The sequence below is a fragment of the Kingella pumchi genome (assembly GCF_022288825.1).
GTDB lineage: Bacteria > Pseudomonadota > Gammaproteobacteria > Burkholderiales > Neisseriaceae > Kingella_D > Kingella_D pumchi.
Window position 1 is genome coordinate 95,362 of record NZ_JAKOOW010000024.1, and the last position, 13,428, is coordinate 108,789.

Below are 13,428 nucleotides of genomic sequence, written 5' to 3' on the forward strand. Positions count from 1 at the left end.
ATCGAAAAAACGGGCAAAAGGCTGATAAAATGCGCGCCGATATTGCCCCTATTTTTCAGGCTGCCTGCCGCTTTGCCGGCAGACTGCGCCCACTCCAAAATTTTCATGCAGAAAGACCACCTATGACCTGGGAAACCGTAATCGGATTGGAAATCCACGTCCAACTCAACACCAAATCCAAAATTTTCAGCGGCGCGAGTACCGCCTTTGGCGCCGAGCCGAACGCGCATGCCAGCGTGGTGGAATGCGCGCTGCCGGGCACGCTGCCGGTGATGAACCGCGAAGTGGTGGAAAAAGCGATTAAGCTCGGCTTGGCGCTGAATGCCAAAATCAACCAGAAAAACGTGTTTGACCGCAAAAACTATTTCTATCCCGACCTGCCCAAAGGCTACCAAATCAGCCAGTTGGATTTGCCGATTGTGGAGCATGGCAAGCTGGAAATCGTGGTGGGTGATGAAGTGAAGACCATCAATGTAACCCGCGCCCATATGGAAGAAGACGCGGGCAAATCGGTGCACGAAGGCTTGAACGGCGCCACCGGCATCGACCTGAACCGCGCCGGCACGCCGCTGTTGGAAGTGGTGTCCGAGCCCGAAATGCGCTCCGCTGCCGAAGCGGTTGCCTATGCCAAAGCCCTGCACGGTTTGGTTACTTGGCTGGACATTTGCGACGGCAATATGGCGGAAGGCTCGTTCCGCGTGGATGCCAATGTGTCGGTGCGCCCCAAAGGGCAGGCGGAGTTTGGCACGCGCCGCGAGATTAAGAATTTGAATTCGTTTCGCTTTTTGGAGCAGGCAATTAACTACGAAGTACAAGCGCAGATTGAGCTGTTGGAAGACGGCGGCAAAGTGCAGCAGGCGACCATGCTGTTTGACCCCGACAAGGGCGAAACCCGCGTGATGCGCCTGAAAGAAGACGCGCACGACTACCGCTACTTCCCCGACCCCGACCTGCTGCCCGTTATCATTTCCGATGCACAGCTGCAAGCCGCCCGCAGCGAAATGCCCGAGCTGCCCAAAGAGATGGCGGCGCGTTTTGTCAGCGAGTTCGGCGTAAGCGAATACGATGCCCGCCTGCTTACCGCCAGCCGCGTTCAGGCTGCCTACTTCACCGAAGCCGCCAGCGCCAGCGGCCAGGGCAAGCTGGTTGCCAACTGGATGAACGGCGAACTGGCGGCAACGCTGAACCGCGAAGGCTTGGAGCTGGCACAAAGCCCGATTACCGCGGCGCGGCTGGCTGCGCTGGTGGGCAAAATCGCCGACGGCACATTGAGCAGCAAGCTGGCGAAAAAAGCCTTTGAAGCGATGTGGGCGGAACCCGAAGCGACGATTGAACAAATCATTGAGAAACACGGTTTGGTGCAAATCACCGACAGCGGCGCGATTGAAGCGATGGTGGACGAAGTGCTGGCGAACAACGCCAAAGCGGTGGAGCAGTTCAAAGCGGGCAACGAAAAAGCCCTCAATGCGATTGTCGGGCAGGTGATGAAAGCCAGCAAAGGCAAAGCCAACCCCGCGCAGGTGCAGGAATTGGTGAAAGCCAAGCTGGGGTGATGCCGTAAACCTGCTTTCAGGCTGCCTATCGGATTAGGCAGCCTGAAAAAGCAAAGGCAGCCTGAAAAGATGGCAAACCCCGTTTTGGCTACGCCGAAGCTGCGCTTTCAGACTGCCTGTGATGTCAAAGGCAGCCTGAAAGCCAACATTAGAGCTTACGCAGCCGTTTCCCAGCAAAACGCCGCCGCAATGCCGAATGCCGACAGACTTAAAGGCAGCCTGAAAGCGCAGCTTCGGCGTAACCAAAACGGGAAAATGCGTTTCAAGCTGCCTTTGCCGATACGGAGCAGGGCGCAGTAAGCACCGTTTTATCCCACACCAAAAGCAGCCTGAAAACCATAAAACCATTTTCAGGCTGCCTTCACCTTAACTATTCATCCCACACCCGCCAAACCCAGAAAGCGAGCCACCCCATGAACCTGCAATCCCCCGATCTGTGCCGCGTCCGCGCCATTACCGCCTTTGCCACGCTCACGCCCGACGCGCAAAGCTGGCAGCGCGTGCTGGCGGATGCCAAACGCCAATGCGACCGCCTGGCCGCCGCCTTCGCACAAGCAGGCTACACCGTCCAATCCGTGCGCATTGTCGCCAACCCCTTCGGCGAATATCTGGACACCAGCAGCCCCGCCGCGGCCAAACAAGGCTTGGCACGCATCCGCGACATTCTCGGCAGTCTCAACCAAAACGGGCTGCGCATCCGCTTTGCCATCGGCGAAGCCCGCAGCGCCGCCGAAATCGGCTTGCTGCCCGAGCTGATCCGCGACTACGGCGATCTTGCCAACGCCTGCGTCAACGTCGCCGCCGACGAAAACGGACTGCCCGACAGCGCACAAATAGAGCATTGCACCGCCGCCGTGCAAGAAATCGCCCGCATCACCCCGCGCGGCGAAGGCAACTTCAACTTCACCGTCAATTTCAACTGCGCGCCGCTGATTCCCTACTTCCCCGCAGGTTACCACCGCGGCGCAGACGGCGACTGCATCGTCGTCGGGCTTGAAACCCCCGACCTGCTCGCCGCCGCCATCCGCAGCATCGCCGCGCCGCCCGCCGACCAGTCCGCCTTTCTTCAGGCTGCCTACACCGCCATGCGCCAAGCCCTGCAATACCACGCCGACGCCGTGCAAGCGGTTATCGCCGCCACCACCTTGGACGGAAACTGGCGTTACGCCGGCATGGACACCTCCGCCGCCCCCGCCAAAAACTGCACCTCCATGGCAGAAATCTACCGCCTGCTGCGCGTGCCGCATTTCGGCGCGGCAGGCAGCATAGAAGCCTCCGCCCTGCTCACCCGCGTGTTCAAAACGCCGGAAAACGTCCGCGCCGTCGGCTTTTCAGGGCTGATGCTCGCCGTAACCGAAGACAGCGGCCTCGCCCAAGCCAGCCGAATCCCCAGCTTTGACCTGCGCGCCCTGCTCACATACAGCAGCGTCTGCGGCATCGGGCTGGACACCGTGCCCATCCCCGGCGACACCCCAGCGCACAAAATCCACGCCCTGATGCGCGACACCGCCGCCCTGGCGTTCCGCCTGAACAAACCGCTCACCGTGCGCCTGTTCCCCGTGCCCAACCTGAAAGCCGGCGACATCACGCAGTTTGAAAGCAGCGATTTGTGCAACTGCGCGGTGCTGGCGGTGGATTAGGCAGCCTGAAAAGCCGTTTGCCGTTTTCAGGCTGCCTTGCCGATGGCGCTGTCTGATGCTGCCGGTTTGGCTTGGATACTGGCGCCGGCCGCTTTATCCCGCGCCCGATTTATGGGAAAATCGCCCCCTTTTTTAATGCCATCACGCGAAAGGCAGCCATGCTGGACAGAGAAGGTTACCGGCCGAACGTCGGCATCATTCTGACCAACCAGGACAATAAAGTGTTCTGGGGCAAGCGCCTGCGCGAGCAGTCGTGGCAGTTCCCCCAAGGCGGCATTAAGCCCGGCGAAAGTCCGGAAACGGCGATGTACCGCGAGCTGCTCGAAGAAGTCGGCCTGCTGCCGCACCATGTGCAGATTCTCGGCCGCACGCGCGACTGGCTGCGCTACGACGTGCCGGGAAACTGGGTGCGGCGCGAATGGCGCGGCGCCTACCGCGGCCAGAAGCAGATCTGGTTTTTGCTGCGGCTGACCGGCCGTGAGAGCGATGTCCACCTGCACGCCACCAGCCATCCCGAGTTCGACGACTGGCGCTGGCACGAATACTGGGCGCCGATAGACGAAGTGATCGAGTTCAAACGCCGCGTGTATCAGGGCGCGCTAACCGAGCTGTCGCGCTTTTTGATCGGGCTGGAGAGCTTTGGCGAGTACTACGGCAGGATGTGGGACGAAAAAAAACGCCGCCAGGCCGAGCAGCAGCAGTAATGGTGTTGGCGGGCAAAGCAGCCTGAAAACCGCAAAAAAGGTTTTCAGGCTGCTTTTTGTCTGACGGCTGTGCGATTTGTTGGGAGCGGCGCAGGGTCTTGCCGCCCGGCAGCAAAAAAAAGCAGCCTGAAAAACTTTCAGGCTGCTTTGACGCGTGGTTTGCGTTCTCTTTTGTTATTCGGTGTGTGCGTTGGCGCTGTCGCTCAAGCGGTAAACGTGGGTGAGCGCGCTGATTAGGTGTTTGTCTTGCGCTTCGGCCTTGTTCAGGGCGCGGGTGGGCGAGTGCAGCAGTTTGTTGGTGAGCTGTACCGACAGGCGCTCGAGCACTTCTTCGGGGGCGGTGCCTTTGGCCAGCTGGCGCATGGCGTTTTCCAAAACCTGGCGGCGGGCGCGTTCGCCTTCTTGGCGCAGGGCGCAGATCAGCGGCACGCGCTGGCGGCTTTGCTGCCATGAAATAAAGTCGGCCACTTTTTGTGCAACCAGCGCTTCGGCTGTTTCGGCGGCGCTGCGGCGGGCTTCGCGACCCTGCTCGACGGCGGCGGTCATATCATCGACGGTAAACAGGCTGATACCTTCGACCTGCGCGGTTTCGGCTTCGATATTGCGCGGCACCGCCAAATCGAGCATAAACTGGCGGCGGCCGCTGCGCTCAGTCATAGCGCTTTCGGCCATTTCGCGGGTAATCAGCGCGTACTGCGAGCCGGTGCAGGCGATTACGGCATCGTAGCGGTGGAGTATCTGTGGCAGGCTTTCCAGCGTGGTGGCTTCGAGATTGCCTTCGAGCTTGGCACACAGCGCTTCGGTGCGCGCCAGTGTGCGGTTGGCAATGGTCAGAAGACGCGGGCGGGCGGCGGAGAAGTAGGCGGCAACCGATTCGACCATTTCGCCGGCGCCGACAAACAGCACGTTCAGGCCGCTAATGTCGCCGACGGTGTTTTCCACCATGCGCACGCTGGCCGAAGCCATTGAGACTACGTTGTCGCCGACGCCGCTGCGGCTGCGCACTTCTTTGGCGGCGGAAAAAGTTTTCTGAAACAGCGAATTGAGCCAGGTTCCCAAGCTGCCCTGCGCTTCGGCGGTACGCACCGCTTCTTTCATCTGGCCGAGAATCTGCGGCTCGCCCAGAACCATGCTGTCCAAACCGGAGGCGACGCGAAAAGCGTGGCGGATGGTTTCGCTGCAGCCGTAAACGTAAAGATAGGGGCGCAGCGCTTCAACGGAAACGCCGCGGTGCTCGGCCAGCCAGCCGATAATCATCTCGGCATCGCCCACGCAGTAAAGCTCGGTGCGGTTGCAGGTGGAAAGAATCACCGCTTCGGCGGCAGCACGGCCGTTCAAGTCGCGGACGGCATCCGGCAGTATCCCCGCGGGGAAAGCCAGTTTTTCCCGAATGTGCAGCGGGGCGGTCTGGTGGTTGAGGCCGATAACGGTGAGTTTCATGGCGGTGGTCTGTAATTTTGGGTAAAACTTGGGCGCGATTATAGCAAAAAATTACTGACATACAAAAAAATTTAGTTTTTAACTATAAATAAGAATCGTTATTATTTGGCTTAATTTTCAAAACCCTGCATTCATGCGCTTTGCCGCGGCAGATGCAATGCGGCGGCGGCAGGACTATAATGCGCGCCGCCATCCCATTTTGTCTTTCAGGCTGCCGCATCCGCAGCCGCAAGGCAGCCTGAAAAAGGAGTTCGAGCATGGATCTGCACCATATCCGCGAGGATTACAGCAAACAGGAATTATCGGAAAGCCAATGCAGCGACAGCCCGTTTGAGCAGTTTGAACGCTGGCTGGACGAGGCGGTTAAGGCCGAAGCGAACGAGCCGACGGCGATGAACGTCGCCACCGTCGGCGCCGACGGCCGCCCCAGCGCGCGCATGGTGCTGCTCAAGGAAGTGAACCGCAACGGCTTTGTGTTTTTCAGTAATTACTCCAGCCGCAAAGGGCAGGCGCTGGCGGCGCATCCCTTTGCCGCGCTCACTTTTTTCTGGCCGGAACTCGAGCGGCAGGTGCGCGTGGAAGGGCGGGTGGAACAACTGCCGGCGCACGAGTCCGACGCCTATTTCGACAGCCGCCCCTACGCCAGCCGCGTCGGCGCGTGGGCGAGCGAGCAGAGCACGGTGATTTCCGGCAAGGCGGTACTCTTGGCGCGTGCCGCCGCCATCGGCGCCAAACATCCGCTGAAAGTACCGCGCCCGCCGCATTGGGGCGGCTACATCATCCTGCCCGAAAGCATCGAATTCTGGCAGGGCCGCCCCAGCCGCCTGCACGACCGTATTCGCTACCGCAGCGAAAACGGCGCATGGATTAAAGAGCGGCTGGCACCCTGACGCATATATCCGCCGGCGGCCGTTTTCAGGCTGCCTGCATCCGAAGCAAACTACCGCTATGGCCAAAAAATTCCCCATCCATCCGAAAAATCCCGAACGTATCTGCTGGGGCTGCGAGAAATACTGCACCGCCGCCGATCTGCAGTGCGGCAACGGCTGCGAGCGCATCCAGCACCCCATCGAAACCGACGGCCCCGAGTGGTATAAAAACGGCGACTGGAGCAATCTGCTGAGCGAGAAGCAGCAAATCGAGCTGGGTCTGAAACCGGCGCCTGCTGCCGCGCCAAGCGCCAAACCGCATATCAAGCTGCCCCTGCTGGGCAAAAAGAAAGAAACCGTTTAAACGGTTCGACTGCCGCCTGCGGTAGCCTGAAACAGCGTTTTTCCCTTTCAGGCTGCTTGGGGCAATCAAGATTTTTTCTGCAACCGAAACGGAGGTAAAACCATGCCTGTAAAAACCTTATCCGCCATCGCTGCTGCGCTGATGCTGGCCGCCTGTACCGCTGGAGATCGGTTCGGCGGCGGCCAGCCGCCGCTCAAGCAGGTTTGGCAGCTGCGCCATATGCCCGGTATTGCCGATGCCCGTGTGGCCGAAGTCGGCGGTACTTTGGATTTGCGCAAACTGCCGCAGGCGCATGCCAAGATGGGCTGTAACGGCATCAGCTTTGATGTCCAGACCGATACCAGCGGCACTTTCCGCCCCGGCACCGGCGTCAGCACCCTGATGTATTGCGACGGCCGCATGGATCTTGAGCAGCGCTTCAACCGCCTGATCGAAGAGATTGGCGCCGACGGCCGCTACCGCATCGAAAACGGCCGCCTGTTTCTCGGCAAGCCCGGTCAGGAAATGGTGTTCGAGCCGGCCGATAAAGCCGCGCAGTAAGCCCGTTTGCCCTTTTCAGGCTGCCTAAAAGCAAAGCAGCCTGAAAAATGGCAGTCTCCGCCAAACAACAAAACGCCCGCCCCGAATTTCCGGAGCGGGCGTTTTTATGCAGACGGTTCAGCAGTCGCGGGCGGTAACGCGGGCGGGTGCGGTCAGCATTTTGCCGTTGGTGGTGAAGATGCGGTATTCGATGGCGTAGCGGCCGTGCACCATCAGATCGCGCAATTCGCGGTTGTGACAGGTTTCCTTGCGGATGTCGCGGCGGTACACCGCTTCCAGCTGGCGGCGGCGCGCCGGATCGACCTTGCGCACGTCGTGGTAGTTTTTCAGCACCATCGAATAAACGAAAGTATCGTCCGCGGCGCGGTAGCTGATGTCTTTAACGCGGATATCGCGGTTTTCGATGCTTGCTTTTTCATGGCGGAAACGGCGGGCGACGTCGCGGCCGACCGCATCGCGCTGGGCGGCAGTCATCGACGCCATATCGCGCTTGAGCTGCGGCGAAGCACCGCTGCGGCAGCCTGAAACGGCCAGCAGCGCGGCGGCACTAAGGATAAGGGGAAGGCTTTTTTTCATGGCAGACTCCTGACGGGGGAAGGATCAAACAACGGCGCGCGGCGCCAAAACAGGATGTGCATGTTTTCAGGCTGCCTTTTGTGGTTGTGCTGCGGCAGCCGCGGCGCGCAGTTTACCGCGCGGCAGCCGCACCTTACAATACGCCGCATCCGTTTTCAGGCAGCCTGAAAGCGCTTTGCAAACAGGAAAAGGCAAGATGTCCGCACACAAAAACTATATGACGCCAGCCGGCTGGCAGGCTTTGAAAGACGAATTGTTCCAGCTGGTGAACAAAGAGCGCCCCGAAATCGTGCAGGTGGTGAACTGGGCAGCTTCCAACGGCGATCGCAGCGAAAACGGCGACTATCTCTACGGCAAGCGGCGGATGCGCGAAATCGACCGCCGCATCCGTTTTCTCACCAAGCGGCTGGAAGCGGCCGAAGTGGTCGATCCCGAAAACCGCGAGGCTACCGACCAGATTTTTTTCGCCGCCACCGTAACCATCGAGCGCGGCGACGGCAGCGAGCAGCAGGTGAGGATTGTCGGCGAAGACGAAATCGACGCCGCCAAACACAAAATCTCGTGGAAATCGCCGCTGGCGCGCGCGCTGATCAAAGCCCGCGAGGGCGACGCGGTCTGGCTGCACACGCCGCAGGGGCGCGAGCAGATCGAGATTCTGGCGGTGGAATATGTGCGGATAGACTGAAATGCCGCGCCGCAAAGGTTTTCAGGCTGCTTGGAAGGCAGCCTGAAAACATCGTTTCAAGTAAAAACCCTTTAAATCAAGGAAATAACAATGAACCATTACGATGCGGTCGGTTTTACCGGTATTACCGACGGCGAAAGCATATCCGCCGCCATCGACCAAGTGTTGCCGATTGCGCAGGCTTTCGGCGATTACGCGGTGTACCGCGATGCCAGCGGTGCCGAGTTGTGGACAGCCATCGACCAAAACAACGAGCTGCTCGCCTTTGAGCCGTATTTTTCAGGCTGCCTGCAGTCGGTTTGGGTAAGCCATGTCGAAGCCAACGAATACAACGACGGCACGGGTTTTGCCCAAGTGTGGCAAAACGGCAGCGCCGACGGCGAGGGCGATTATCCCTTTGTGCTCGATATTCCCGATATCGTATCCTTTCCCGCAAGCACGGCGGACACGCCGCAGAAAATCGCGGTTTGTGCCTTTGCCGAATCGGCAGAGCTATTTGCCGACGAAGACGCATTCGATGCCGGCCAAGAAGGGCAGGAAATAAAATGGGCGGCGCAAAGTTTTATTCCCAGCGGCATGTTTATCGACGAAAACGCGCCCGAGCGCACCCGCCCCGCCGCCCGCGCCTTGTTTACCGGCATGGTGCGGCGGGCGGAAAAACGGCGCAACGCCCTTACCGGCAGCGTGTTTTACTACTGTGAAATCGCAACCCACGGCGGCGTGTGGTCGGCGGTTTATCCCGATGCGGCTTTTAACGATACGCCGCAGGCCGGTAACGTGATACAGGGCGAGTATTGGCTGACGGGGCGGCTGGCAGATTCGTCCGTATCCGCGCCTGATCCTGCGAAAAAACGCAGCTTTTGGCAAAAACTGATGGGGAAATGATTTCAGGCTGCCTGTGTTCAGGCAGCCTGAAAAGCTAGGCGGCGGGCAGCCGCCGTTTTTATTCTTCAAATCCGGTAATTTCCAAACCAAATCCGGTCAAACCGTTCATCGACGAGGGTTTGCCCATCACGCGCATTTTTCTCACTTTGAGGCCGGCAAGGATTTGGGCGCCGATGCCGTAGGTTTTTCTATCCCATTTTTTCACTTGGAAGCTGTTTTTGGGCAGGGTGCGCTCCAAAAGGGCGCTGCCGTCTTCGGTGCGGTGCAGCAGGATGGCGACGCCGTTTTCCGCCTGCTGGATGCGCTCGAGCGCTTTGGGCAGCGGCCAGGTGTGGTTGGGGTCGGCCTGCAGAAAGTCCATGGCGCTAAACGGCTCGTGCACGCGCACCAGGGTTTCTTCGGCGGCGGCGGGGTTGCCCTTGACCAGGGCAAGGTGGGTGTCGCCGTTGAGTTTGTCCACGTAAACATGTTGGCGGAAGTCGCCCCACGGGGTGTGGATCAGGGTGTCGCCCATTTCTTCGAGCAGGCTTTCGGTGCGGCTGCGGTATTCGATGAGATCGGCGATGGTGCCGATTTTGAGGTTGTGTTCGGCGGCGAATTTTTTTAATTCGGGCATGCGCGCCATGGTGCCGTCGTCGTTGAGGATTTCGCAGATGACGCCGGCGCCGGAGAGGCCGCACATTTGGGCGAGATCGACGGCGGCTTCGGTATGGCCGGCGCGTACCAGCACGCCGCCTTTTTGCGCGCGCAGCGGGAAGATGTGGCCGGGCTGGACGATGTCTTCAGGGCGCACGCCAGGCGAGACGGCGGTTTGGATGGTGTGGGCGCGGTCGGCGGCGGAGATGCCGGTGGAGATGCCGCTGGCCGCTTCGATGGATACGGTGAAGTTAGTGCCGTATTGGGCGCCGTTTTTCTGGGTCATCAGCGGCAGGCCGAGTTTGTCCACCAATGCGTTTTCCATCGGCAGGCACACCAGGCCGCGCGCGTGTTTGATCATAAAGTTGATGGCTTCGGGGGTAACGAATTGGGCGGCCATCACCAAATCGCCTTCGTTTTCGCGGTCTTCGGCATCGGTGATGATGACCATGCGGCCGGCTTTGATGTCGGCCAGGATTTCGGGTACGGGAGAGATTTGGCTCATGGTGTCAGGCTTTCTGTGCGGGATTTTTGCGGGCGAAGTAAAAGAGACCGGCAATGCCGACAAGCACCATCGGCAGGCTCAGCCACTGCCCCATCGACAGGCCAAGGCTCAGCAGGCCGAGTTGGGCGTCGGGCTGGCGGGCGTATTCGGCGGTAAAACGGAAGATGCCGTAGCCGGCGAGAAACATCATCGAAACCTGGCCGCTGGCGCGCGGTTTGCGCGAAAACCACCACAAGAGCGCAAACAGGCACACGCCTTCCAGGGCAAACTGGTAAAGCTGCGAGGGGTGGCGCGGCAGGCTGCCGTATTGCGCCAGCCATTGGGCGTACTGCGGATTGGCGGCGGCCAGCTCCTGGTCGGCATATTGCGCCTGCGGGAAACCCATTGCCCAGAAGGCGGCAGGATCGGTAATCCTGCCCCACAATTCGCCGTTGATAAAATTGCCGATGCGCCCGGACGCCAGCCCCAGCGGCACCAGCGGCGCCACAAAGTCGGCCACCTGCCAGAAAGTCAGCTGGTTTTTGCGGGCGAAAAACCACAGCGCCAGCAGCACGCCGATAAAGCCGCCGTGAAAAGACATACCGCCTTCCCACACTTTGAAAATGTCCAGCGGATGCGCCAGATAATTGCCCGGCTGGTAAAACAGCACATAGCCGATGCGCCCGCCGAGTATCACGCCGACAATGCCCCAGGTGAGCAGATCGTCGAGCATATCGCGGGTAAACACGGTGCCGCCGCGGCGGATGCGCAGCCGCCCCAGCCACAGAAACAGCATAAAGGCGGCGATATAGCTTAAGGCATACCAGCGGATGGGCAGGCTGCCGATGTGAAAGGCGGCGGGATCGAATTGGGGATGGATAATCATGGAAAGGATCAAGCGCTAAGAAAAGGGAAAAGGGCGGCGATTATAGCGAATACGGGCAGCCTGAAAAGTTTTCAGGCTGCCTTCAGGCTTTCAGGCTGCCCTGTATCAGGAACCGGGGCCGACCAGGCTGCGTATCCACGAGCCGAAGTTGTCGCTGTTGCGCGAGCAGAGGATGACTTTGCCGTTGCCGGAGAATTTCAGCACCACGCCTTCGCCGCTGGTGACGCTGTTGACCAGATTGCCCAGCAGGCCGCCGCTATTGCGCGAGGTGGTGACCGAGGGCTCGTAGTTCAGCCGGCTGTCCCAGGCGACGACGTGGCCGTTGTCGATGGTTACCGGCTTGTCGGCGGTTACTTCCAGCGTAAACAAAGTGCCGAAGCCGTTTACCGCCAGCTGGCCGCTGCCGCTGCTCTGGCCGATGAAAAAGCCGCCGGTGCGGGCAAACAGCGCGCTGCCCAGGCTCTGCATCTGCGCGGTTACCTGCACGCCGCTGCTGGCGGCCAGATAGGCGCCGTCGGAGATTTTGTACTGGGTGGCGCCCACTTCGAGAATCTCGATCGAGCCGGGCATGGTGGGCGCGAGCAGGCAGTCGCCGTCGCCGCGCACCGCTTCGATGTGCTGCTGGAAAAAGCTCTCGCCGTTGGCCAGGCGGCGGGTCAGCGCGCTCCAAAAGCCGCCCTGCATGCGGCCGGAAAGGTCGAGATTGGCTTCCATCATCACCATCGCGCCGCTTTCGCAGGAAATGCTTTCGCCGCGGGCAAGGGAAACATGCAAAAAGGGGTCGTTGTCGCCGGTTATGGTAAATCGGGGCATGGCGGGTTCCTTATTCAAACGGAAAAACGGGAAAAACGGTTTTCAGGCTGCCGGCGGGTTCAGGCAGCCTGAAAGCAGCCTGAAAAGCGCAGCCGGCGCAAACCGGCAATCCACGCAGGTTTCAGGCTGCCTGAAACTACAGCACGGCCTGCGGATAAGAGCCGATCACTTTGACAAAGCCGGTGCGCTCACGCAGCTCGGCCAGCGCGGCGGCAACGTTGTCGTCGCCGGCATGGCCTTCGATGTCGATAAAAAACAGATATTCCCACAGGCCGCTGCGGCTGGGGCGGCTCTCGAACTTGCTCATCGACACACCGGCGCGGGTAAAGGGCTCGATTAGGCGGTTGAGCGCGCCGACCTTATTGGGCGCGCTGACCACCAGCGAAGTCTTGTCGCGGCCGCCGGCGGCCACTTCCTGATGGCCGAGCACCAGAAAACGGGTGGTGTTGTCCGGCTCGTCTTCGATGCTGTCGGCCAGCTTGTTCAAACGGTAAATGTCGGCGGCGGCCTGGCCGGCGATGGCGGCGGCCTTGGGCTCTTCCTGCGCCAGCCGCGCCGCTTCGGCATTGCTGGCCACCGCCACGCGGCGCACTCGGGCGGGCAGGTTGTTGTTCAGCCAGTGGTGGCATTGCGCCAGCGCCTGCGCGTGGGCGTAAACCACTTCGATATCGTCGCGGCTGTCGGCACGGCTCAATAAATGGTGGTGGATGCGCAGCACCACTTCGCCGCAGGCGCGCAGCGGCGTCGAAACCAACAGATCCAGCGTGCGGCCGACCGAACCTTCGGTGGAATTTTCCACCGGCGCCACGGCAAAATCCGCCTGCCGTGCTTCGGCCTGGCGCAGGCTGTCGTCCACCGTGGCGCAGGCAACGGTATGGGCGGCATGACCGAAATGCTTGATCGCCGCCAGCTGGGTGAAAGTGCCTTGCGGGCCGAGATAGGCCACGGTCAGCGGCCGCTCCAGCGCCAGACACTCGCTCATCACTTCGCGAAACAGCCGCGCCACCGCTTCGTCGGGCAGCGGGCCCGGGTTAAGGCCTTTGATACGGTGCAGCACCTGCGCTTCGCGCTCCGGCCGGTAAACGGTGCCGGTGCCTTTCAATTCGCCGATGGCGCGGGCGTGGGCGGCGCGTTGGTTGAGCAGCTGCAGCACCTGGCGGTCGATTTCGTCGATGGCGTTGCGGTGCGGCAGCAGTTGGTCGTCGGACACGGACATGGCGGCTCCTGTGGCGGAAAATGCAAAAGCGTGCATTCTACTATATTTGCGCCGCCGCGCCGCGTCCAAGGCAGCCTGAAAAAACGCAACGCCGCCGCAAAACCGTTTTCAGGCTGCCTTTGCCCCGCAGCTTGCGC

At 60.5% G+C, this 13,428-nt stretch carries 14 protein-coding genes; 8 read left to right on the forward strand and 6 right to left on the reverse strand.

Features of this window, described 5'->3' with window-relative positions:
• Positions 1-122: 122 nt before the first annotated feature.
• From gatB to MB824_RS06545, 3 genes are all read left to right on the forward strand, one after another.
• The gene (gene gatB / locus MB824_RS06535; RefSeq protein ID WP_238747165.1) at positions 123-1,553 is read left to right on the forward strand and encodes an Asp-tRNA(Asn)/Glu-tRNA(Gln) amidotransferase subunit GatB; all 1,431 of its coding nucleotides are present in this window, start codon (positions 123-125) and stop codon (positions 1,551-1,553) included.
• Positions 1,554-1,966: 413 nt separating this feature from the next.
• Positions 1,967-3,193 (forward strand): DUF711 family protein, encoded by a 1,227-nt coding sequence (locus MB824_RS06540; RefSeq protein ID WP_238747173.1) that lies wholly within the window; start codon positions 1,967-1,969, stop codon positions 3,191-3,193.
• Between the two features lie 158 nt (positions 3,194-3,351).
• On the forward strand, positions 3,352-3,897 hold the full coding sequence (locus tag MB824_RS06545; RefSeq protein ID WP_238747175.1) for an RNA pyrophosphohydrolase: 546 nt from the start codon (positions 3,352-3,354) through the stop codon (positions 3,895-3,897).
• A 174-nt stretch (positions 3,898-4,071) separates the two neighbouring features.
• Here the strand turns inward: MB824_RS06545 and hemA are convergent, their stop codons facing one another.
• Positions 4,072-5,337 (reverse strand): glutamyl-tRNA reductase, encoded by a 1,266-nt coding sequence (gene hemA / locus MB824_RS06550; protein ID WP_238747177.1) that lies wholly within the window; start codon positions 5,335-5,337, stop codon positions 4,072-4,074.
• A 257-nt stretch (positions 5,338-5,594) separates the two neighbouring features.
• On the opposite strand from hemA, the gene pdxH reads away from it, so the two are divergent.
• The 3 genes from pdxH to MB824_RS06565 all read left to right on the forward strand — a co-directional run bounded on the left by pdxH (position 5,595) and on the right by MB824_RS06565 (position 7,110).
• Positions 5,595-6,227 carry a pyridoxamine 5'-phosphate oxidase gene (gene pdxH, locus MB824_RS06555; protein WP_238747179.1) on the forward strand — a complete coding sequence of 211 codons (633 nt, stop codon included), beginning with the start codon at positions 5,595-5,597 and terminating at the stop codon, positions 6,225-6,227.
• Between the two features lie 58 nt (positions 6,228-6,285).
• On the forward strand, positions 6,286-6,570 hold the full coding sequence (locus MB824_RS06560; RefSeq protein WP_238747181.1) for a DUF3079 domain-containing protein: 285 nt from the start codon (positions 6,286-6,288) through the stop codon (positions 6,568-6,570).
• A 102-nt stretch (positions 6,571-6,672) separates the two neighbouring features.
• Positions 6,673-7,110: an META domain-containing protein gene (locus MB824_RS06565; RefSeq protein ID WP_238747183.1), complete on the forward strand. Its 438-nt coding sequence runs from the start codon at positions 6,673-6,675 to the stop codon at positions 7,108-7,110.
• A gap of 117 nt (positions 7,111-7,227) precedes the next feature.
• On the opposite strand, the gene MB824_RS06570 is transcribed toward MB824_RS06565, so the two are convergent.
• On the reverse strand, positions 7,228-7,686 hold the full coding sequence (locus MB824_RS06570) for a hypothetical protein (protein ID WP_238747195.1): 459 nt from the start codon (positions 7,684-7,686) through the stop codon (positions 7,228-7,230).
• Positions 7,687-7,882: 196 nt separating this feature from the next.
• Between MB824_RS06570 and greB the strand changes: the two genes are divergently transcribed.
• Together greB and MB824_RS06580 are read left to right on the forward strand one after the other, a co-directional pair.
• Complete coding sequence (gene greB, locus MB824_RS06575; RefSeq protein WP_238747197.1) at positions 7,883-8,371, forward strand: transcription elongation factor GreB; 489 nt, start codon at positions 7,883-7,885, stop codon at positions 8,369-8,371.
• A gap of 90 nt (positions 8,372-8,461) precedes the next feature.
• Positions 8,462-9,256 (forward strand): hypothetical protein, encoded by a 795-nt coding sequence (locus MB824_RS06580; protein WP_238747199.1) that lies wholly within the window; start codon positions 8,462-8,464, stop codon positions 9,254-9,256.
• 58 nt (positions 9,257-9,314) lie between these two features.
• On the opposite strand, the gene ribBA is transcribed toward MB824_RS06580, so the two are convergent.
• The 4 genes from ribBA to pheA all read right to left on the reverse strand — a co-directional run bounded on the left by ribBA (position 9,315) and on the right by pheA (position 13,285).
• Positions 9,315-10,397, reverse strand: coding sequence for a bifunctional 3,4-dihydroxy-2-butanone-4-phosphate synthase/GTP cyclohydrolase II (gene ribBA / locus MB824_RS06585; RefSeq protein ID WP_238747220.1), 1,083 nt, complete (start codon positions 10,395-10,397; stop codon positions 9,315-9,317).
• Between the two features lie 4 nt (positions 10,398-10,401).
• Entirely contained in the window at positions 10,402-11,262 is an 861-nt protein-coding gene (gene lgt / locus MB824_RS06590; RefSeq protein ID WP_238747237.1) for a prolipoprotein diacylglyceryl transferase, read from the reverse strand.
• 105 nt (positions 11,263-11,367) lie between these two features.
• On the reverse strand, positions 11,368-12,075 hold the full coding sequence (locus MB824_RS06595; RefSeq protein WP_238747239.1) for a TIGR00266 family protein: 708 nt from the start codon (positions 12,073-12,075) through the stop codon (positions 11,368-11,370).
• Positions 12,076-12,211: 136 nt separating this feature from the next.
• The gene (pheA, locus tag MB824_RS06600) at positions 12,212-13,285 is read right to left on the reverse strand and encodes a prephenate dehydratase (protein WP_238747516.1); all 1,074 of its coding nucleotides are present in this window, start codon (positions 13,283-13,285) and stop codon (positions 12,212-12,214) included.
• Positions 13,286-13,428 lie beyond the last annotated feature (143 nt).

What these genes read in the sequence shown, in the direction of transcription:
- MB824_RS06540 (WP_238747173.1), top strand. Translation starts at nt 1,967, where the DNA reads ATGAACCTGCAATCCCCCGATCTGTGCCGCGTCCGCGCCATTACCGCC.
- greB (WP_238747197.1), top strand. Translation starts at nt 7,883, where the DNA reads ATGTCCGCACACAAAAACTATATGACGCCAGCCGGCTGGCAGGCTTTG.
- gatB (WP_238747165.1), top strand. Translation starts at nt 123, where the DNA reads ATGACCTGGGAAACCGTAATCGGATTGGAAATCCACGTCCAACTCAAC.
- ribBA (WP_238747220.1), bottom strand. Translation starts at nt 10,397, where the DNA reads ATGAGCCAAATCTCTCCCGTACCCGAAATCCTGGCCGACATCAAAGCC.
- pdxH (WP_238747179.1), top strand. Translation starts at nt 5,595, where the DNA reads ATGGATCTGCACCATATCCGCGAGGATTACAGCAAACAGGAATTATCG.
- MB824_RS06560 (WP_238747181.1), top strand. Translation starts at nt 6,286, where the DNA reads ATGGCCAAAAAATTCCCCATCCATCCGAAAAATCCCGAACGTATCTGC.
- MB824_RS06565 (WP_238747183.1), top strand. Translation starts at nt 6,673, where the DNA reads ATGCCTGTAAAAACCTTATCCGCCATCGCTGCTGCGCTGATGCTGGCC.
- MB824_RS06580 (WP_238747199.1), top strand. Translation starts at nt 8,462, where the DNA reads ATGAACCATTACGATGCGGTCGGTTTTACCGGTATTACCGACGGCGAA.
- hemA (WP_238747177.1), bottom strand. Translation starts at nt 5,337, where the DNA reads ATGAAACTCACCGTTATCGGCCTCAACCACCAGACCGCCCCGCTGCAC.
- MB824_RS06595 (WP_238747239.1), bottom strand. Translation starts at nt 12,075, where the DNA reads ATGCCCCGATTTACCATAACCGGCGACAACGACCCCTTTTTGCATGTT.
- MB824_RS06570 (WP_238747195.1), bottom strand. Translation starts at nt 7,686, where the DNA reads ATGAAAAAAAGCCTTCCCCTTATCCTTAGTGCCGCCGCGCTGCTGGCC.
- lgt (WP_238747237.1), bottom strand. Translation starts at nt 11,262, where the DNA reads ATGATTATCCATCCCCAATTCGATCCCGCCGCCTTTCACATCGGCAGC.
- MB824_RS06545 (WP_238747175.1), top strand. Translation starts at nt 3,352, where the DNA reads ATGCTGGACAGAGAAGGTTACCGGCCGAACGTCGGCATCATTCTGACC.